The sequence below is a fragment of the Paraburkholderia sp. RL18-101-BIB-B genome (genome assembly GCF_046026985.1).
GTDB lineage: Bacteria > Pseudomonadota > Gammaproteobacteria > Burkholderiales > Burkholderiaceae > Paraburkholderia.
In genome coordinates this window covers 173,644-193,671 of sequence record NZ_JARESV010000014.1, presented here as the reverse complement: position 1 = coordinate 193,671, position 20,028 = coordinate 173,644, and the positions used below count along the sequence as shown (strand labels likewise).

13 protein-coding genes and 2 pseudogenes are annotated in these 20,028 nt (G+C 64.5%); 2 read left to right on the top strand and 13 right to left on the bottom strand.

All coding sequences use genetic code 11. The features are described 5' to 3' along the window. From P0D73_RS21540 to P0D73_RS21500, 9 genes and pseudogenes are all read right to left on the bottom strand, one after another. Positions 1-186, bottom strand: a pseudogene (locus tag P0D73_RS21540) (hypothetical protein); the annotation flags it as partial. Next, complete coding sequence (locus P0D73_RS21535) at positions 186-1,355, bottom strand: DUF2515 family protein (RefSeq protein ID WP_408177823.1); 1,170 nt, start codon at positions 1,353-1,355, stop codon at positions 186-188. The pseudogene P0D73_RS21540 and the gene P0D73_RS21535, both read right to left, overlap by 1 nt. A gap of 14 nt (positions 1,356-1,369) precedes the next feature. Further along, positions 1,370-4,069, bottom strand: coding sequence for a type VI secretion system Vgr family protein (locus P0D73_RS21530; RefSeq protein ID WP_408177822.1), 2,700 nt, complete (start codon positions 4,067-4,069; stop codon positions 1,370-1,372). Positions 4,070-4,435: 366 nt separating this feature from the next. Further along, positions 4,436-5,290 (bottom strand): AraC family transcriptional regulator, encoded by an 855-nt coding sequence (locus P0D73_RS21525; protein ID WP_408177821.1) that lies wholly within the window; start codon positions 5,288-5,290, stop codon positions 4,436-4,438. Between the two features lie 20 nt (positions 5,291-5,310). Further along, positions 5,311-6,024 carry an alanyl-tRNA editing protein gene (locus P0D73_RS21520; protein ID WP_132381842.1) on the bottom strand — a complete coding sequence of 238 codons (714 nt, stop codon included), beginning with the start codon at positions 6,022-6,024 and terminating at the stop codon, positions 5,311-5,313. Positions 6,025-6,188: 164 nt separating this feature from the next. After that, positions 6,189-6,860, bottom strand: a pseudogene (locus P0D73_RS21515) (hypothetical protein); the annotation flags it as partial. 273 nt (positions 6,861-7,133) lie between these two features. Continuing rightward, positions 7,134-7,541 carry a hypothetical protein gene (locus P0D73_RS21510; protein ID WP_132381840.1) on the bottom strand — a complete coding sequence of 136 codons (408 nt, stop codon included), beginning with the start codon at positions 7,539-7,541 and terminating at the stop codon, positions 7,134-7,136. Then, positions 7,538-8,692 carry a cupin-like domain-containing protein gene (locus tag P0D73_RS21505; RefSeq protein WP_408177820.1) on the bottom strand — a complete coding sequence of 385 codons (1,155 nt, stop codon included), beginning with the start codon at positions 8,690-8,692 and terminating at the stop codon, positions 7,538-7,540. The genes P0D73_RS21510 and P0D73_RS21505 overlap by 4 nt, the downstream gene beginning before the upstream one ends. After that, positions 8,689-9,570, bottom strand: a complete 882-nt coding sequence (locus P0D73_RS21500) for a TylF/MycF/NovP-related O-methyltransferase (protein ID WP_408177819.1) — start codon at positions 9,568-9,570, stop codon at positions 8,689-8,691. The genes P0D73_RS21505 and P0D73_RS21500 overlap by 4 nt, the downstream gene beginning before the upstream one ends. 390 nt (positions 9,571-9,960) lie before the next feature. Between P0D73_RS21500 and P0D73_RS21495 the strand changes: the two genes are divergently transcribed. Together P0D73_RS21495 and P0D73_RS21490 are read left to right on the top strand one after the other, a co-directional pair. Then, positions 9,961-10,623: a DUF3455 domain-containing protein gene (locus P0D73_RS21495; RefSeq protein ID WP_132381836.1), complete on the top strand. Its 663-nt coding sequence runs from the start codon at positions 9,961-9,963 to the stop codon at positions 10,621-10,623. 20 nt (positions 10,624-10,643) lie between these two features. Beyond that, a complete protein-coding gene (locus P0D73_RS21490) occupies positions 10,644-11,720 on the top strand; it encodes an LLM class flavin-dependent oxidoreductase (protein ID WP_408177818.1) in 1,077 nt (358 codons plus the stop codon). Between the two features lie 47 nt (positions 11,721-11,767). On the opposite strand, the gene P0D73_RS21485 is transcribed toward P0D73_RS21490, so the two are convergent. From P0D73_RS21485 to P0D73_RS21470, 4 genes are all read right to left on the bottom strand, one after another. Continuing rightward, entirely contained in the window at positions 11,768-15,298 is a 3,531-nt protein-coding gene (locus P0D73_RS21485; protein ID WP_408177817.1) for a hypothetical protein, read from the bottom strand. Between the two features lie 232 nt (positions 15,299-15,530). After that, positions 15,531-16,895, bottom strand: coding sequence for a polysaccharide pyruvyl transferase family protein (locus P0D73_RS21480; protein WP_408432765.1), 1,365 nt, complete (start codon positions 16,893-16,895; stop codon positions 15,531-15,533). Next, complete coding sequence (gene menD, locus P0D73_RS21475) at positions 16,892-18,850, bottom strand: 2-succinyl-5-enolpyruvyl-6-hydroxy-3-cyclohexene-1-carboxylic-acid synthase (protein ID WP_408177815.1); 1,959 nt, start codon at positions 18,848-18,850, stop codon at positions 16,892-16,894. Before menD ends, P0D73_RS21480 begins: the two co-directional genes overlap by 4 nt. Further along, complete coding sequence (locus tag P0D73_RS21470; protein WP_408177814.1) at positions 18,850-19,947, bottom strand: aromatic ring-hydroxylating dioxygenase subunit alpha; 1,098 nt, start codon at positions 19,945-19,947, stop codon at positions 18,850-18,852. The genes menD and P0D73_RS21470 overlap by 1 nt, the downstream gene beginning before the upstream one ends. Positions 19,948-20,028: the final 81 nt, after the last annotated feature.

Genomic DNA, 20,028 nt, shown 5'->3' with positions numbered 1-20,028 from the left:
CGAAGCGCCGACGCCGGCCAGATCGGAGCCTTTCGGATCACCGAGACGAACTAGCGTGAGGGCGGGAGGCATGTTGGTACCTTTTGAAGGGAGCGAACTGAAATTCAGAAAGTGTGTTGCGGCAGCAATGCATATTGCAATGGCCCCGAGGCACACAGAAAAGTAAGCTAGTTTTTTTGAGTTCATCACTTGTCCGGCAAGTCGCCCCATTGACCGATCCTAACGAGCGAGTCCTGCATTTTCTGTTTGTGCGGTCCTTGCATAAGGCCATGATATTTCTTGGCAACTCCTTTGATCCAGAACATCCGCTGCAAATAGTTTTGCAGAACCGTCCGGTCCGGCGCTACCGACAGGAAATCCGGGTCATCGGTCGTATCGTCGGACGTCAGAACCAGTTGGAGATTTGGCACGAGCGCTCGAACAAAGACCATTGCAGTCAGATCAGAGCCGTCCGACGAACTATAGCGAGCGGACTCCATCCAATCGTTGAATGCTGTCTCATCAGATGTGGCGAGCCCGTCATGCTGACGGTTTAGCCACCAGACGAAATCGGGATCATCGTAGATCAGGCCTTGAAGGACTTCGCCCTGTTCATGCTGAGCGATGCAGAGCAGATGGGCGAGCGCGATGCGGGGACGATCGTTTGGCGAAGCCACCTCCCAAGCCTCTACCCTCCTGAACCCATCCACAACCAGCGGCGTGGCACGTAAATAACCCAGCTTCCGCTTTTTGACTCCAGTCTCACCATCGATCTCATAAGGGACCTTATCGACCGACTTCTCAAAGCCTTTCTGATTACTCAGGTTTCTTCCGACCGCGTCGACGAATTGTCGGCTGTCGCGCGCCGTCACACATTCACTGAACGTCGCCGCCCCCGCCGCATAGCCATAATGCCAGGGCAGTACATCATTGAAGAGCCACAGATTGCCGTTACCCAAACCTTCATACAGCGCGCTCCATCTGGCTATGCGCACCCGTTTCAACTCCAGCGTGACCGCCACCTGCTTGGCAGCGAACGCGCCCAGTCCCAGCCAGTAGAACCGGCCGATCTTGTCCTTCTGCCCAAGATGAAACTCCTCGAGGTACATCCGGGCATAGGCCGAGGCGATGCGCCGTGCCCGCACGGCGTAGTTGCTCACGAACTCGGGGCGGGCGTTCTCAACCTGTGCGCCAGACACGTAATGCTCGTTGTCCCGGTAGTCCGGAATACCATGGTCGGCGCGCACATGGTTGGAGATCTGCCGCATCGCGAACTGCTGCGCAAGCGACCAGATGACGTCGCAATCACACTGCGCATCCACGCACGTGTTCGGTTGCGGGTTCGTCTGCCCGCTTGCCTGAAGATTGGCTGCCACTACTCGTTCCTTGTTTATTCGTGTGTGCCAGGGGTGTGCGACTTACCCGACGCGGGGGCCAGTTCGTCCCAATGCAATTCGAACTTCACGTCTTGTTGATCGGGCGAATTCAGCGCCGGTGAATGGCCACCCGAATTGGTGCGGAAGATATGGCCGCCGGATAGCGTTGTCATCCTGTAGTCAACACCGGGGAGCGGCTCGCCGGTTGGCGTCAATACCTTGAATCTTTCGTCGTTGGCCTCGACTGTCGGCATGCCCTTCGCATCCACGCCTAACGGTTCGGGCGCCAGGTTGCTCAGCTTTGCGTTGACCTGGTAATGGATCGCCCCTACGGTAATCTTTCCGTCCTCAAGCCGGATGTAGCTGTCGCCACCGTTGAGCAGTAGCTGCTTTGTGGCCTTGATCGTGATGCCCTCCGCAGTCTGCGTGATATCGAGTTTCGCCAGCAAGTTGATGTTCTTTTTCAGTGCCGTGATATCGATATCCTCCGCGTACGAAACAAGCCGCACGCCGAGCTTGTGCGCGAAGAGACGAATGGCGTTTCGTGCGGATGCCAGAAGATTGTTGCCGCTGCTTACGCTAACGTGCCCGCCGCTGGTCAAAGCCGTGTGCGCACCACTGGCGAGGTGCGTGCTGCCAGCGGTGGTCGCTTCAATACCGGCAGGGGACGCAATGAGCAGGTGAGGCTTGGCGAGTTCAGGAAAGTCTCCTGGTTCGCCGGTTTTCGTTCCCCTGATCTCGTCGTTCTGTTTTTTCAGCGCACCTGCAATATCGAACTGGTCCTGCTGGTCGTGAGCCCGCGCCTGAACCGCTGCATTGGCCAGCGTCTCGTGCTGGTCACGCGCCTGCGTGAGCCGCTGCACCGTCTCGCCCATGTCCTTCGCGGGGGCAGCTGCACCCGTGCGCGTCTCGGTGCTGATCAGCATGCCCTGGCCTGCACGCAGCACGCCCCATGCGTCCGTCGCCAGTTCCCAGCCCTGGCCACGTTCCTCTGTGCGTCCCTTGTTGCCGTCGATGCGCGTGTTATAGCCGAGCACCAGCCGTGACTGCGCGTAGTCGCTGCTGACCTGTACCTGAAGTTTGCCGGGCGTGTCGTCAGCGACGATCTGGTTAGCCTGGAATCCTGCCAGGTCTCGCGTGCGTGTGCCGCTCAGCGCATGATTGGCCGGCAGTTTCCACGGCGGCTGTCTGAGCCGGTTGACCATCCGGTCAGCGATATACGGCTTGTCAGGATCCCCCTCGTGGTAGTTGATCGTCACTTCCTGGCCGATACGCGGCACGTAGATCGTGCCGAACGAGTCGCCCTGCCATGGTGAAGACACGCGCACCCAGCAGCTTGCGTTTATGTCCCTCGGCGTTTCCAGGTCCCACAGGTAGCAGATTTTGACCCGGCCGTACGCATCGACCCAGGTCCTCTGATCCTTGGGACCGACCACCACGGCCGTCTCCGCGTGACAGCGGGGCTTCTTCTTCGGCCTGTTCCTGAAGAACCGGTTCGGCGACTGCAGCACGAAGTCGGTCACGCACTGGTACTGGCCCGCGCCTGGCGTTCTGGCCGATGTTCTGCCCGACATCGTCGTCTCGCTCACGTTGCGGATATCGAGCGCGGTGGACACCACCAGGTACTCGGCATTGATGTCCGACTCCGGGTGATCCGTGAGAAAGAATGTCCTGCCGGTTTTCAGGCCGAGCAGGTTGCCTTGGCCCCTGAGACGTTCGTTGCGCGAGAAAAGCGCATGGGCGCGCACACCCGCAAGATAGTGTGCTTCCTCCAGATAGTTGTTCGGCTGGCCCGACAGGCCCATTGCGCCGGCAAGGGGCTGTGAGTAGTCGCCCCAGTGGCGCTCTTCGGCCTGCTCCAGTTCCCCGAACGCATCATGTTCCTCGGTAAATTTCTGACTCCCACGCGTGTAGTCGTAATCGATCACGCTCACCCTGGCCGCCGTGATCCTGCGCGACGCCTTCAGCTTGTGGATATGTTCCTCATCGATACGCGCACCGTCGGGCGCGTGGTAACGGATCGAGTCATAGGCATTCCGGTGCGGCTCGTGGACACCGGGCCCGTCGCATAGCACCAGCCTGTTGCTATCCTCGAAGTAGTAAATGCCCCATTCTCGCCATAGCCGGGTCAGAAAATGGAAGTCGGATTCCCACACCTGCCGTACGAAGTCGCGCAGCGGGTAGCCACCTTTTAATCCGTGCGCGGACACCTTCACTTCAAACAGGATCGGGTAATCGCGCAGCACCTCGCGCGTAATATCCACCACGCTCTTATTCTGGAATATGCGGCTCCGCGAATTCTTCGTGGTCAGCCACAAGGCCGGACGCACGACGAACCGGTAGTACGCGTGGCGGTCGTCGGCGCCCGTGAACTGCATACGCGTGATGACACCCGATATCAGGCGGGTGCCCGCGCCCAGGTTGCTCTGGCTCCGGTTCCCGGGCAAGCCGGGAATGAAGGTTCCCTTCCCGTCGAACTCGATCGCAATGGTGATGTCCCTGCCAATCAATTTATCTGGCACGACCTGCAGTTTGGTGTCGATCTGGGAAATTCTCGGCGAGTACTTCGTCGCCATGTCGAGTGTGTATTTGTATAGCTTGCCGAGCGCCTCGGTGCCACGTAGACGAATGGGAGACAGGATCGGTTCACCGTACTCGGTGGGGAAGGCATCGCACGTCACGCTGAGGGTGCGTGACTGAATGGGGCTATACATGAACCCGCCCCGGCCCGACGTGAAACGTATTTGCCAGACTGAACGAGACTTCGATCAACGTCCGGCTATATTGCGCCTCGTCTCCCAAGCCAACGGGCGGATGCTTACTCCCATTCTTCACTGCGGCTATCCTTTTTAGAAATTGCCTGCCAATTATCCGGGGGGCAGCGGCAATCGCATATAGGACAACTGTAAAGATTGGTCAAGACATTAACTTATATATAGTTTGGATAACAAAACATATCTCAAACTCGCATCGAGCTATTGAACGGGCTTAAAGACGCGTGCAATCCTTGCTCAGAAATCGGACTATCCTGCATCGCGGGCTGCAATCCGCACGCGGCACCGCCGACAAGGCAAACCCGCCTACCGCCCCGGCTTCAACGCCGCATACACCCCAGGCGTGATCCCATAAGCCCGCTTGAACAACCGGTTGAGATGGCTTTGATCGTAGAAGCCCACAGCCGCCGCAGCGGTCGCCGCACTCTGGCCCGAGGCAAGCATGCGCTTCGCCGCCAGCAACCTCACCTGCGTCGCGTAGGCGTGCGGCGGCAGCCCGAATTCCTTGCAGAACGCACGCGTGAGGTAATAACGGCTCAGCCCCACCAGTTCCGCCAGCTCATCGACCGAGATATCGCGCTCGTAATAGGCGGCGACATACTCACGCACCAGCTCCATCTTGCGCGCTTCGCGCCGGGGTTCGCCCAACTCCTGACCTGAGCGTCCATAGCGCCCGACCAGCATCCCCATCGCCGCCCACCAGTTCGCCTGGCGCTCCATCAGCGAGACGGCGCCCTGTTCATCCAGGCTCGCATGTGCCTTCACGAGCAGGCCCGCGAGATGCGGATCCTGATACAGCCCCGGTGGAATCAGCAGCGGTTTGTCGGCGCGCGCGTCGGGAGAGAAAACCGCACTGAGCGCGCCGAGCCCTTCCATGTCGAGATAGATCGCGCGATAAATCCATTCGCGGCCTTCCCAGACCTCGCCGCTATGGTATTCGCCCGGCCCGAAGACCAGCACGCTGCCGGGCCCGGCCACCTCGCTGCCCGCGCGCGTATGACATTGGCCCGCGCCGGTCTCCGTCATGACGATGACGAGTTCGTCATGCAGATGCCGGTCGAACTTGTGATTGCCATAACGGGCGCTCGCGAGACATGCGCCGTCGAGCGCGCCGTCGCGCCAGCAGACCACTTCCGGCTCGCTTTTATCCGATGTCTCCATAGCTCGCGCCCCCATGCCCTTCAAACCAGCTCGATTCTGACCCGGCGATTCCGGCGGCCCTTGTTCTCTATCTTCGCGATGCGGATGGGCCGCGACTGCGCGGTATTGGTCAGGTGTGTGCCGCCGCACGCCTGCCGGTCCAGATCGCCGATCTCGACGATGCGCACCGTGCCGTCCGGCGTCGGCGGCGGCGCCACCGAGAGGCTGCGGATCAGACCTTGCGTCGCTTTCGCCTCATCGGCGCCGACATAGTAGGCGCGCACGTCCATGGCGTTGCGGATCACCTCGTTGACGGGTTCTTCCAGCAGACGCAGCGCGTCGTTATCCGCGTCCGGCAGATCGAAGTCCATGCGCGCGGTGCCGTCGGCATTGATCTGCGCGCCGGTCACGAGCGCGCCGGCAAAGCGCTGATACACCAGCGCGTTGAGAATATGCGTACCGGTATGGAGCTGGGCGACCGTGGCGCGGCGCGCCGCGTCGATGGCGACGTGCACGTTGCCGGCCAGCTCCAGCGGTTCGTCGAGCAGATGCCAGAGTAGGTCGCCTTCCGCCGCGACGCCGGTAATGCGCACCGCGCCGTGCGCGTGCGTCAGCGTGGCCGCGTCCGACACCTGGCCGCCGCCGCCCGGATGCAGGGCGGAACGGCCCAGCACGACCGCGCCGGGCCGCGCGGCGATCACGGCCGTTTCAAAGTCCAGCAGGTCCGGCTGCTCATGGCAAAGATAATGCGGCACCTTGATGTCCTCGCAGGAATTGACTGGGTATGCCTAGCATAACCAGTCCCGTGGGAGGCCGTCTTGGTTAAAAATGCCCTGCGGGGGGCGGATCGCCGCGACTTGGCTTTCGATCAGGCTGACAGCGTCTGCGGGTAGCTCGGATTGTTCGACGCGCCCAGCGACAGATCGACGTTCAGCTCGTTGAAAGGAGACGAGCCGCTGCCCGAGGCCATCTGGTCGAGGCCCCCTTGCGCGGCCCACTGGAAGTTGCTCACGCCGGATACGCCGTCCGCGCCGGCCACGTCGTGAGTCTCGATCTGCTTGTAGACGTCCGGATTCTGCAGCATGTACGACGCCGCGGCGGACACGTCGGGCGGCGTGCCGGCAGGCGGATTGTTGGCCAGCTTGTACAACTGGTCAGGATCGAGCGACGCGATGCCGTTCTGGCTCATATAGCTCGACAGTGCGCCGGCCGCGCTTTGCGCGCCCATCATCGCGCCCTGGGTCGACGTGGAATCGAGCGTATTGGCCGTCGCCGGCGGTGGCTCGCTATCGAGGCCGCCTTGCGCCGCCCACTCGAAGTTACCCACACCGGAGATGCCGTCCGCGCCGGCCACGTCGTGGGTCTCGATCTGCTGGTAGACATCGGGATTCTGCAACATGTACGACGCCGCCGACGACACCGCGGGCGGCGTACCGGCCGGCGGGTTATTCGCCAGTTGATAGAGCTGGTTCGGATCGAGCGACTTGATGCCGTTCTGGTTCATATAGCTCGCGAGCGTGCCCGCCGCGTCCTGCGCGGTCGCGTTCTGCCCAAGCGAAGAGGAACTCTGCTGCAGCGCCTGATTGATCATCTGGTCGACCTGCTGCTCCAGTTGCTGGATGCTCTGGTTTTCCGTACTGAACGAGCTGTCGAAGCTGGGCGTGGCAAGACTGGAGACGGAGTCGTTTGCGATAACGGTCATGGAGTCCTCGGCAAGGAAAGATCGACCGCCATCGGCACAGCGGAGGTGAAGCGAACAGAGCGGCGGTCCGGGGTCGTCTAATGCTAATTGGGCGAATCGTGACGATCCGGCGCATCCGAAAAGCGCGCCGGAAATGCGAAGCGAAGTGCGTGCCGCCGGCCGTCACTGGAACTGCGCGGCGCCGCGCGCGGCTTGTGCTTCGCAGTAGGCCAGATACTTGTCGTAGGCCTCTTGCGGCGGCATTTTGGCGTAGCGTCCGTATAGACGTTCAATGAAAATCGACAACTCCGCCTGCGCATAGACCTGACGTTCGATCGGCATCGCCGCGGCCACGCCTTGTGCCTTGTGCAGTTCGTCCGCTTTGCTGACGCCGGCGTCGCGGTCCTGCGCGATCAGCTTCGCGTTGTTCGCCCGCATCGTGCAGACCTGCGTCATCGCCGACGAGGCCTGCGCGTATGCGGCAAGCGGGGTCGACAGCGCCGCCGACGTCAACACCATCGCCGCCGACACGCGGCGTATCCATGGCAGATAGCGGACATGCCGCGGGTCGCTTCGGTTTGCTGCGTTCATCCGGTCCTCGATGTAGTCGCTGTGTTGGATAGATTCGTTCGTGACGGCGCGGCTTCGCGCAGCAGCGCCGCAGTCGTTGCGTCGTCGGCAAAACGGCTGATCGACAGCACGTGATCCAATGCCCACACGCAGTGAAACCAGCCGGTTGGAATCACCAGCAGGTCGCCTGGTTCCAGCACGACGTCGACACTTTGCGCATCGGCGAAACGCGGGAAGCGGGTCAAGTCGGGCACTGCCGCATCGACCCGGCACGGCCGGTAGGTGTTGAAGGCATCGAGCGCATAGACCGTGTTTTCTTGCCTGGGTGAATAGAGCCGCACGCGTTTGCGGCCGTGAATCTGCGCGAGAAACGAGTTCGCCAGGTCGCAGTGCAAACGCGTGACCAGCGCAGCCGCGCTCGCTCGCCCAAACCACAGTTGTCCCGCGCCGAACAGGCGGGCCGGCAGCATCGGCAGTGAAAAGCGCGCTTCCCACGCGGGCGGCAACAGGCAGCCTTCGGTATAGGTCGCGGCGCCCGCGTCGGACGCGTGATGCGCTGCGAATCCGTCGATGAAATCGGCGACGCTCTGCGCGCCGCCGCTCGATGGGTCCACACGCAACACGGTCGCGCCTTCATGGGCGCGCCAGTCATCGAGCGTCCACGCGACTTCCGGCCAGTCGATCATGTCGCGCAATAGCAGCGGCACGCAAGTATCGAGCGTGTCGGCAAGTGCCGCGTACAGGTCATGAGCGTCGCCATCGCTTGCGCGTAAAGTCGGCACATCGTCGAGCGAGGCCGGCGCGCGCCGCCGCGCGCGTTCGAGCGCTGCGCGGCCCGCCGCCGAGGGACGTTTGAGCAATTGCAGCCAGTACGCGGCAAGCCGCGCCGAGCCCTCGATCCGCACGCCGCCAAGCGCCATGGCCGCGGCGCTGCGCGGGTCGAAATCGGTCGGGTCGTCGAGCATGGCGCTCAACAGCGTGCGGTTCAACGTGATGCGCGCCGCGGCGCAATACGGGTTGCGAGCGGCAATCGGTGTCGATTCGATCATCGGGCCGAGCACGAAACGGCGGCTCTCGTCCGCGCAATCGCTGACGATCAGATCGACGGCCACCGTTTGCGGCGGCGCCAGGTAATGCTCTGCGAGCCGCGCGTGCAACAGCGCGTTCATCATGGCTTGCACCAGTAGACCGCCTGGCCGTTGACGCGCACCAGCGGCGCATCGATCCGATGCAGCGCGCGATATTCGTCCACGGCGCGCGCGCAACCCGTCGGCAAACCGTAGTCGTCGACGATCACGAAGCCGCCCGGCGACAAACGCGGATATAGCGCGTCGAGCGCCACGCGCGTCGACTCGTACCAGTCGCCGTCGAGCCGCATCAACGCGAGGCGCTCGATCGGCGCATCCGGCAGCGTGTCGGCGAACCAGCCCGGCAGGAACCGCACGCGTCGATCGAGCAGCCCCGCCCGCGCGAACGACTCGCGCACGGTCGCCAGATCGCTGCGCAGCAGACTGACCGCACCCATCAGGTGATGCCAGATAGCCTCGCGCAAATCGCTGGCCGGGTCCGGCGCGGGCAGGCCAGCGAACGAATCCGCGACCCATACGTTGCGGCCACGATCGCCGAACGCGGTCAGCGCGGCGCGCATCAGAATGGTCACGCCGCCGCGCCAGACGCCGGTTTCGATGAAGTCTCCCGGCACCTGCTGATCGATCACCCCGCGCGCCAATGCCACGACGTTATCGAGCAGCACGTCGTCGCACATCGTCAGACGGCGCGACTCGTGGTGCATGTGGTTGAGCGCATCCGCCATGCGCGCCGGTTCGACGCCGGCGACTTCGGCTGCCGTGCGCTGCAAGGGCGCGAGCCAGTCGGCGAACATGCGGTCGGCAGCGGCGAGACGCGCGCTGCAATCGGCGGCGGTGATCGGCGGGGTCTCGCGTGTGTTGTCCGATGGCGCGAGCCCGTCAGGTTCGACGGCCCCGCCGCCGATGTAGCGGCGGATCATGGCCAGATAGGCGGCGGCGCGAACGTCTTGCGTAAGCGGCATGAATGACCGCGGTTCCGGATCGAGCAAGGAGGCAAAGGACAGGCCTGGGGGAGTCGGGAGAGTCAATTCCATCGCCGGTTCGGGTGGGGGCGCGGGCCGTTGTCAGAAGAAGAACTGCGAAGACGCCGTCACGTGTGCCGTGATGATCGCGGCGGCAAACCGGAGTCAGTATCGACCGACGCCGGCTGACGTTCGACAGGATCGCGAACGGATGCATGGTCACGCGAACCACCGCCTGCCGCTGCTGCGCTATCTCGCCGCCAAGCTTCACAGCGCCGACGCACCCTCATCCGCCACGTGCGCTTTTCAATCCTGTCGTTCGTGTCGACGCCCCCATCCACGCGCCGGATCGGGTGTGATGGCAGCATCGCTCGCCCTTCCTTGCCACCGATGACTGGTTTTCCGCCCCGCCTCGCGCCCTCGCTGCGCCCGTCGCTGACCTGCCTCGCCGCGTGCTGCGCGCTCGCGCTCGCCGCCTGCGCGACGCCGCCCATGCCGCCGCCCACCTCCGACGCGTCCTTGCCCACGGAACTGCGCGCCGGCCAGCACGAAGTGTTGCAGGAAGTGATGACCACGCACGGCGACGAAACCTACGTGTGCCGGCGCATCAAAGCCGCCACGCAGCCCGGCATGGCGCTGCCCGGCGTCGCCCGCGACGGCACCCAACTGTTGTGGGACCCGCTGGGTTCGGAAGCCATCCTCGTCGACTCGAACGGCCAGAGCGCCGGCACTGTCGCGCCGGGCCGCTACTTCCTCTCGTACGACGGCAGCTATGTGATCGGCAAGGTCGCGGCGGAAAGCCAGGTGGGCGCGAATGCGCTGACGTGGGTGCGCTACACGGCGCGCTTCGTCGCCGCGCCGCGTCCCGGCGAGGGCCGTTTCGCCGACATCAGTTCGATCCAGCGCATCGATACCTCGGGCGGCCTGCCGCCGCAGCCGGATTGCGAGGTCGAAGGCGCGCATCTGCTCGTACCGTATGGCGCGACCTACATGTTCTATCGCGCCAAAGGCCTCGCGCCGGTCGCCTTGTCGGCGAACCAGGCCGCGCACTGACATTCGCTCAGGAGTCGACGATGCAATTCGGTTTGTTCATGACGTTGCCGGCTCCCGAGCCCGCGCCCGCCGCCGAGCTTTACCAGCGCGCCATCGCCATGGCGGAAGCCGCCGACATGCTCGGCTTCAGTCATCTGTGGCTCGCCGAGCATCACTTCACGAATTACTCGCACTCGTCGCGACCGTTGATGCTGCTCTCGCATATCGCCGCACGCACCCGCCATCTGCGGCTTGGGCCGGCGATCGTGCCGGTGCCGCTGCATCATCCGCTGGTGATCGCGGAAGAACTCGCCACGCTCGACGTGCTGAGCGGCGGACGCGTCGAAGCCGGGCTCGGCAGCGGTTACCAAAGCTACCAGTACGAGCGCTTCCAGCTCGTCAAAGGCACGACCTCGGCGCGCGACGACGAAGCGATCGACGTGCTGCTCAAAGCGCTGCGCGAGCCTCTGTTCTCGCATCACGGCGAGCACTTCAGCGTGCCGCGCACGGGCCTCGTGCCGCAACCGCTGCAACGTGCAATCCCGTTGTGGCTGGTGGTCAATTCGAGCCGGCGGGCGTCGGTCGAACAGGCTGTGAAGCGGCGCGCCAATCTCTTCACCGGCGTGCTCGAACCGATCTCGAAGCTGACCGACGTACGGCGCCACTATCCGGACCTTGCCGGCGCGCTGGCCAGCGTGCGCATCGGCACGCAGCGGCCCGTGTTCGTCGCGCAAAACGAAGCGCAGGCGCGCGAGGCCGTCGAGCATGCGCGCTGGAATGGACGTGCGACGCTGCGTCTGCGTCACGACATGGGCGAGGTGATCGACGGCATCGTGCCGGCGGCGCCGCTACCCGACGAACCGTCAGACGCGGTGCTGCGCAGCGACTTTCTCGTGATCGGCACCGCCGACGAATGCATTCACCAGTTGCGCCGGATTCAACAAGGCCTCGGCTGCGATTACTTCAGCGCGAGCTTCTGGTTCGGCTCGATGCCGCATGACATGGCGATGGAGTCGATGCACCGGTTCGCGCGGGACGTCATGCCGGCGTTCGCGCGTGACCGTGATTCGGGCGAGGAGAAAGCGCCGCATGCGCGGGAGTCGACACTAGCGTGGTGATGTTGCGGTGAAACGCGGGTCCGCAACGCGGCCCCGCTCGAGCGAGACTACTCGTTCATCCTGCCGAGGACTTCTCCCAGGAAGCCGCCTACGGGCTCGATGAGCGGCAATTGCGGTGGGCCACTGCTTTCGGTGCTGGCGCGCGGGGAAGGTGAAGGTGTGGTCGTCGTGGATGTCGAGGTCGTGGCGTTGTCCGGCATCGATGCCTCTGCCGTGCTCACTGCCGGCGCGATAACGTTAGCCGATGCCGCCGTATTATTCGATGTCGATGCGCTAGCGTTGTTCGACGGCAAAACATTGCCCGCCCCCGACGATGTGACGCTTCCGCTTCTCGAAGGCGCACGACCCAACGCGTTCCCCAAGTCAGGCTTGCCGCCGTGCAGCGTGAAAGTGCGCTTCGACTGACTGTCGTAGCACACCACGGCGCCAATTGGCGCATGGGCGCTACCCGTGCCGCCAATACGCTGAAGCCCCTGCCCAGCCGCCGTATCGATAAGCGCGACCGTCGCACCCGGCTTGCCGAAAACGCCCGCCACGACGTTCACGATAGTCTCCGCGTCACGCGCCACATCGACAGGCAGCAGCGGCCGAGCATGGCTGGCTTCGCCCTCACCTTCGGCTTGACTCTGATTCCCCGCCTCGGCTTCGGTCCGCTGTCTGCGCAACTCTCCGATCACCGCCTCGCGCGCCTGCATCACCTGCTTATGCATCGTGCTCGAAGACGCGTCGCTTTTACCCGAGAAATTCTGATGCAGCGCGTACAACATCGAATCGAGGCCCGGCGTGCCGGGGTTGTCGATCACATCGACGCCGGCCTCTTCGAAATGACTGCGCCACTGCAAAGGCTCGGCTGCGTCCGACGGTTCGAGCTGCACATGCCGGGCCGCATTCGCCGCGCGATTGCGGCCCGGCTGGTCGAGCGCGACCGTGGAAAAACGCCGCCGCACGTTCTCACCGAACAGATGACCTTCGAGCCACTTGCACGCGTCTTTCTCCGGCATGTCATTGAGGGTGGCGATGTCCTTTTCGGTGAAGCGGCAATCGCGCAACATGTTCCGCGCCTGCACGCCGCCCTCGCCGCCCGCCCGCCAGCTCGCGACAAACTGCCGGATAGCGAACGGCGGATTGTCCTGCGCAAAGCGCGTTCTGAACTCCGTGGCGATGTCGTCGGGATTTCTGCCCTGGTATGGGGCTTTGTCGAAACCCACCTCGCCCTTCACCGTACCCGCGGACAATTGTTCGGATAACGTTCTGATCGCCGTGTCGGGCCGGTAAGCCGCATGCTCGAGAAAGTGGGTCTTGAGTGCGGCAAACGACTCATCCGGATTCGAGCCGTCGGCGATGGCCCGCAACTCGTCGGAGTCGTATGTCTGAGCCTCGTCGTCGATCAGCTTGCGCGCCTCGTTGCGATGAAACTCCGAGCTCACCCCGCCGCGTTCATCGGCCAGCTTGCGCAGGGCGATCAATACATTGTTCTCGGGATGCTTTGCCGCGAGAAACTCCCGCGCGCCCGCATGGTTGCCGCTCAACTCCAGTGCGTTGAGCTTCCTGATATCCGATTCGCTGAGCTTCAGTTCGCCGCGCAGAAACATGTCGCGGTTCTTCAGATCCTTCGTCGGCGCGCCGCCTGTTTCGATTCTTTCACGCAGACGTGGCATCGCGCGCATTAGCGCTTCCTCGTGCATCTTCGAGTCGATCGGCCGCGCGTTCTTTTGCGTGATATAGCTGACGATGCCGCGGCGGCCCGCATAGATCAGATACACCGGACTCAGCACCGCGCGCGACGCGCTCAGCTGTCCGGCAGTCGCGGCGGCCACGGGATTGACAGCGAGTTCGGCGACGCCCATCGCCATGTTCACTCCGCCGTACGCGATCTGCACCTTGGCGTGGCGCTTTTCTTCCTTGAGGTTATCGAGGTTGAGCCCCTGGTATGCCGTCAGGTGATGCTTCAGCATCTCGGGAGGCTCGGCGGTCTGCGCCGGTATGCCGCTCGGTTTCAACGGCACGACCTTCGCGTTGTAGCGCCGCTTGAGCGTTTGCAGCCGCTCGATTGTCGCGCCGTCGGAGAAATGCTTCACCAGCGCCACGCGAATATCGCTGCGCTGATATCTCGTCGTGGGCAAGGTGGCATCGCTTCTCCAGAAACGCCACGAGTCGAAGTGCAGCGTGTCGCGCACGCGCGTCTTGTCGGCGGCGGACAGGTTCCGGTAGCGGGCCAGAAAGGCCTCCGGATTGCCTGAACGGGCGATGGCCGACAAGGCGTTTTTGTCGAGCTCGCCGGTCTTGAGTTCGTCGGGTAACGTGCTCAGGTCCGGGCCGACGCGCCTGCCGCGCGACTCTTTCCTGACCGTCTTCATCTCGTCGAGCACCGCGTCGATTCGCGCCGGGTCCGCCACCGCGCCGGCCCCGCCATGCTCGCTCACCGTACCGGTTCCGCCCTCCTCCGCCGCCGCGCCGGTTCCGCCTTGCTCCAGCGCCGCGTTGGCTCCGCCCTGTTTCAGATCGGACTTGATGAACGCATCGATCACGTCCTCGCGAATCGCGCGGCGCGTGCTCGCCATGTTCAGATTCGTCTTGCGGGTGAAGTTCAGCACATTGAGCTTGTTCTGCTCGCCCGCGAAATGCAGCGTCTTGTTCAACGCCCGCTGTCCGTCGGGACCAAGCGCGTCGAAATTCTCGACGAATTTCCGCACGTCACCTTCGCTGCGCTGACGCAAGATCGAATAGACGTTCGGGTCGATATCGCGCCTGCTGTGCAAATCGTCGAGCGCCTGCATCGTCTCGCTCGTCGTGTCCTCGCGTGCGCTCGCGGGATGGTTGAGCGCGGCGCCGAACGCATGGGTACGCTGCACGCCGCGATCGACTTTTCTGCTCTGCAGTGCGCCGGCCGCCACATACATCGCACCGGAGGCAATGGCGAGGCCGCCGTCCGCGTTCACCGGATGGGGCGGCTTGCCATACAGCGACGTGCCCGGATGCGCCACCGATTGCATGCGGCTCGCCATATTCAGCGAACCGAGTCCCACATCGCGGATCGCGCCGGGCACGGCTCGTCCGAGATTGCCCTTGCTTTGGGGCAGCACGCGCCGCGCTTCATCCCCTTCGAGCGTGCCCTTTTCCGTGGTGCTCACTGCCTGCGCATGTTTCGACAAGGTGAAAGCCTTGTGCGCCGTGCCGACTGCGGTGGAGACGATATCCAGTGCCTGCGGCACCGCGCCAAGGGCACCCGTGACTTCGGCGACCGTTTTCGTGCCTTCCGAGACGTGGCCGGACGCGCTCGCCACCCCGCCGCCGGACGACACCGTATTATTCGCGCCCCACCCCAGATAGCCGCCGGATGCGGTCGAGCCGAGCGGCGACTCGATCGACGCGACGCCCTCGCCCGTGCGCCTGGCCACGCCCGACAGCTTCGCCTTCAGCTTGCCGAGCCTGGACAATTGGGCATTGCCTTCGCCGGTCGGTGTCGGTGTCGTTGAAGAAGAGGATTGCGTGGCGGGATCATTCGAGCCGTGCTCGCCGTTGTTCTCGCCCGGCACGTGCCCCCCGTGATGAGAGCTTGGAATCGACGGTGTGGACATGGCGTTCTCCGGGATTTTCGGGGCTCGATCCATTAGTACATCGGAAAGGGGCACCGCGATCCGCGACAAACCGGAACTGCCGAACGACAAAACGAAGTTTCTGTCACGCTGATGACAGAGGCCGGATTATTTCCATGCAGCCCGCATGAAGTGCTTGCTGGTCGCGTTGATCTGCGCAAACATGCAAGATGCAAACGTGCAAGGTGCAAGGTGCAAGGGCATGAAATCGCGCTTAACCCCCGAGCACGGCGCGCAATCTCTCGCCCATCGCGTCGAAACGGGCGCGTTGTATCCGCGCGTAATCATCGTAGGCAGCGATCAGCGCGGTGCGCACCTCGCCGTTACGCAGCGATGCGATTGCTTCGAGCGCGGCATCGGCGCCGTCTTCGTGATCGCATGCCGCGCTCCATTGCGCGCAGCCCGCTTCGCTCAGCAAGCGCTCGATGCGCGTGTCCATCGAAAGGCCGAACACCGGCACGCCGTGCGACATCGCCAGCACCGCCGCGTGATAGCGCGTCGTCACCACGCACGTGGCATGCGCGACCGTGGCGGCCACTTCGTCGAGCGTATGCGGGCCGCGCGCGACGGTGTCGATGGCGAACGGCACACGCGCCGCCAGATCGGCGCACGCGCTGCGATCGAGTTGCTCCATGCCCACCAGCACCGGCGTATAGCCCTGCGCCTTCAATTCGATGGCGATCCGCGCGAAGCGGTCGAGATACGCGTGATAGGCTTCGGCGCGCGCCGCGTCCCAACTGTGGAAATACAGCGGCCCATAACGAAACGGCGAGGCCTCACCGCGCGCGTCGAGTTCGCGGGCCCGCCCGGCGTCGGCATGCACCGGCCACCAGAACGGATTGTTCGGACACAGTGCGACGCGCCGCGCACCTTGCGCCACGTTGCCTGCTTCAGGCGGCGCCCGATAGGTCCACGCCGTATCGGCGCCCGCATGCGTGCGCACGCCGAGCGAAGCGAGTTGCGCGCGCGCAGCCTCGTTGCGGCAGATGATCTCGCCGGCCTCGGCGTTACGCGCGACGAAGCGGGTGAGCGCAACACTCATCCTGCCGCTGTCGACACCATAGGCAATCGCCGGCCGCTCATGCGCATGGGCGAGCGCGATCCCGCCGATCAGCACGCCCGCCAGCGAATCGGAAAACTTCGAGGTATAAGTCGAGCCTTCCACGTTCAGCACGAGATCGGCGTCACGCACTGCGGCGTCGAGCGCATCGGGTAAATAAGGGAGCGCCGGCGTAAGACGCGGGGTGCCGGCCAATAGCGGATGATCGAAACAATCGCCGAGCGCGAACAGCGTGATGCGGGGCTCACACGGCGCAAGCAGGCGTCGCAGTTGCGCGATCGTCTCGATCGTGCGCAGATCGGCGCCGGTGTTGCCCGCGCCGCTGTAGCCGAGTAATAGCACGCGCGGCGCGTCACCCCGCGCACGCGAGCCGTCGCGATCGGGCGCGCGACGCGCGGCGCCGATGCGCTGCTGCATGTCGTCGAGAAAGACTTCGTCTGGTGCGCTTGCACTGGCATAGCGGTTCAACGCCGCGAGCGAACGCTCCAGCGGACTCTCGACGATGCCCCAATCCATCATGCCGCTCCCAGTGCCTGTGCAAGCTGATGCATCTGCATCGCGCCGGAATGCGGTTCGACGGCGACTTCGACGAGCGTCACGCCCGCGTGAGCGGCGGCTTCGGCGAGCGCATGGTCGAGTGCGTCGCGTGTCTCGACACGCCGATGCGCCAACCCGAAAGCCTGCGCCAGCGCGCCGATGTCGAGGCGGTACGGATTGCGGATCGTGCGCCGATACGCCGGCGCCTGCGCAATCGGTAAGAAGTCGAAGATCGCGCCGCCGCCGTTGTCGATCACGCAGACGCATGCCGGTGTGCTCACGCGCTGCGCGCTCGCCAACGCCGACAGATCGTGGACCAGAGCCTGATCGCCGAGCAACAGCAAGCCGGCGTCGCGCCTTGCGAGCGCCTCGCCGATGAAGGTCGACAGCGTGCCGTCGATGCCGCTCACGCCGCGGTTGACATACACGTCCTGTCGTATCGCGCGCACGTCGTAGCCAATATCGGCATGCCGCATCGACATGGAATTGCCGAGATGGACGAAGGCAAAACCCGGCGCCGCCAGCACGCGATGAACCGCCGCCACTTCACCCCATTCGAGCGACGCGACACAAGCGCGACGCTCGCGTGCGCCGTAACTCGCGACGCTCGCCCAGCGGTCGCGCCAGGAGAAGGCGACAGGTGTGGCGCGTGGAGGTGGAGCAATACGGCACAGCGCTTCGGCGAGCTTACGCAACGCACCCACCGAAGGCGCCGCCAACACGTCGCGCGGATCGAGCGCCTGATGCAGATAGTCATGCGCCACGCTGCAAGGCGCGATCTTGATGGTGGGCACGTCGGCCTGCGTTTCGAGGTACGCGTGCAGCACCGGCATCACCGGCGCGAGGCCGAAGCGCACGATCAATTCCGCGCGCGCCGCGGCGAGCCGCGCGGCGCCGCCGAACACATCGAACGCGTTGACGATCAACGCACCTGCCGCGCCACGCGACGCCGCTTGCGGCGCCAGCGCTGCAGGCCCCGACCGCAAGCCGCTGCCGGCATCGGCGAGCACGGGAAAACCGGTCGCGGCCGCCAACGCGAAAATGGCGTCGAGCGGCACGCCGGGTTCGGGGCCGACTACGATCAGGCCGTCCAGCCCGTCGTCGAGCGGACGCGCGCCGCGCTTCGCGCACACGCGCGCCATGATGCGCTCGACTATTTCGACCCCGCGCGTATCGGGCGTATGAGCTTGCGAAGAGACGGCGGCTTCGCACGACACCATCGGCGCGCGCGCGGCACGCACCGTTTCCACCGAAACCGGCTGCGTCTCCACCGCATCGTAGACGCCCGCCAGCGGCACATTCACATGCACCGGCCCGCGCGTCGGCCGCCGTGCCGGCGGATATGCATCGGCACGCGACAACACGCCCTCGCGATCCGCAACGCCCTCGACCATTGCGGCAAGCGCAACTGCCAGCGCACCGCGCGCCTGTGACATCGCGTGCGCCGAATCGACCGGATCGGCCAGATCCGCCTGCGCGCGCACGAACGCGCGCGTCGCGCCGAGATGATCGGCCATCTGTCCAAAGCCCGCACCGCGCAGCGCACGCGGACGGTCGCAGGTGAGCACGACGAGCGGCACGTCGGCGGCGTCCGCTTCGGTCAGCGCCGGCAGTACGTTCGCAATCGCCGAGCCGGACGTCGTAACGAGCGCCACCGGCGAGCCGCTCGCCTTCGCCAGTCCGAGTGCGACGAAAGCGCCGCTGCGTTCATCGGTGCACACCATCTCGACGGCCACGCGCGGATGCGCGTCGAATGCGAGGCACATGGCGCTTGCACGTCCACCGGGGCACAGCACCGCATGACGCACACCGGCCGCGCTCAGCATTTCGACGATGCATTCGACCCACACCGCGTTGAGCGATGCGCCCTCCACGACCCCAGCCGCACGACGCGATTCGCCGCTGCCCGTGGTTGCAACGTCCAGTACCGTGGCCATCAAGCCACCACGCGCGAAGCAACCGCCACCGGCGTAATCGCCATCGTGCGCGCGGGCGCGGGCTGATCGCCGCGCTCCGCCGCGATCAGCCGCTCCATCACGCGCCGCGCGCGAATCGCACCGGCATCGATCGGCAGGAGCGCCGGCTGCATCGCCCAGAAGTCGTTGTCGCCGAGGTTGTTCTGCTGCGCTTCGAGCATCGGCAGATCCTCGCATTCAAACGGCTTCATGAGTCCTTCGACGGCATAGCGCACAAGTGCGAGCGCGGCTTCGCCCATCTCGTTCGGCAAGCCGAACGCGAAGAAGTAGTGCGTCGTGCGTTCGGTCTCCGGCGTAAGCCAATGCGCCGACGGCGCGATCAACCCGGCTTCGCGCGGCATGCCCGCCGCCGTCACGCCGACCACGATCGACAGCAGTCCGGGCGGCGTCCAGCGCACGTCCATCCAGCGATCCACGCGCGTGCCGGGCGCAATGCCGAAGCCTTGCGCGACGAACGGCTGTAACGCTTCGTCGTATGCGCTGCGGCGCACCCAGACAATGTCGTCGAGATTGCCCGACTGCACGTCGCCGCGCGCAATCGCCTCGCTGCCGAGCGTGTCGGGATGAAGAAACTGGAAGTGGCTCAGATCGAGCAGATTGTCGGCGCTCAACTGATAGTGCGCGCGCGTGTGCAGATAACCGTCGTGCGTGATGTTGACCGCGGGATCGACGAACGGAAACGGCGGCAGCAACGCGGCGTCGGCGCGCGCGGGATCGCCGGGCCAGAACCAGATCGCACCGTAACGTTCGAGCGCCGGATAGGCGCGCACCTTCGCGCCCGCGGGCACCCGGCCGTCGCCGTGCGGATTGTGGACGCACTGCCCGCTCGCGCTGAAGCGCAGCCCGTGATAAGGACACTCCAGCGCGCCGTCGACGATCCGCCCTTGCGACAACGGCGCGAAGCGATGCGCACAGCGATCGTCGAGCACGACTGCGCGCTGTTCGGCGTCGCGATACAAGACCACGGGCCGCCCGAGCAGCGTGCGTGCGAATGGCTTGCGGGCGTGAACCTCGTGCGCGAAAGCGGCGACATACCAGGCGTTTAACAGAAAGGACATGAACGCACTCGCAATGGAATCGTCGGAGAAAGAAATACGGCCCGGCGCCGCTTTTGCGCCCGCCACGTGCGAGTCTAATTA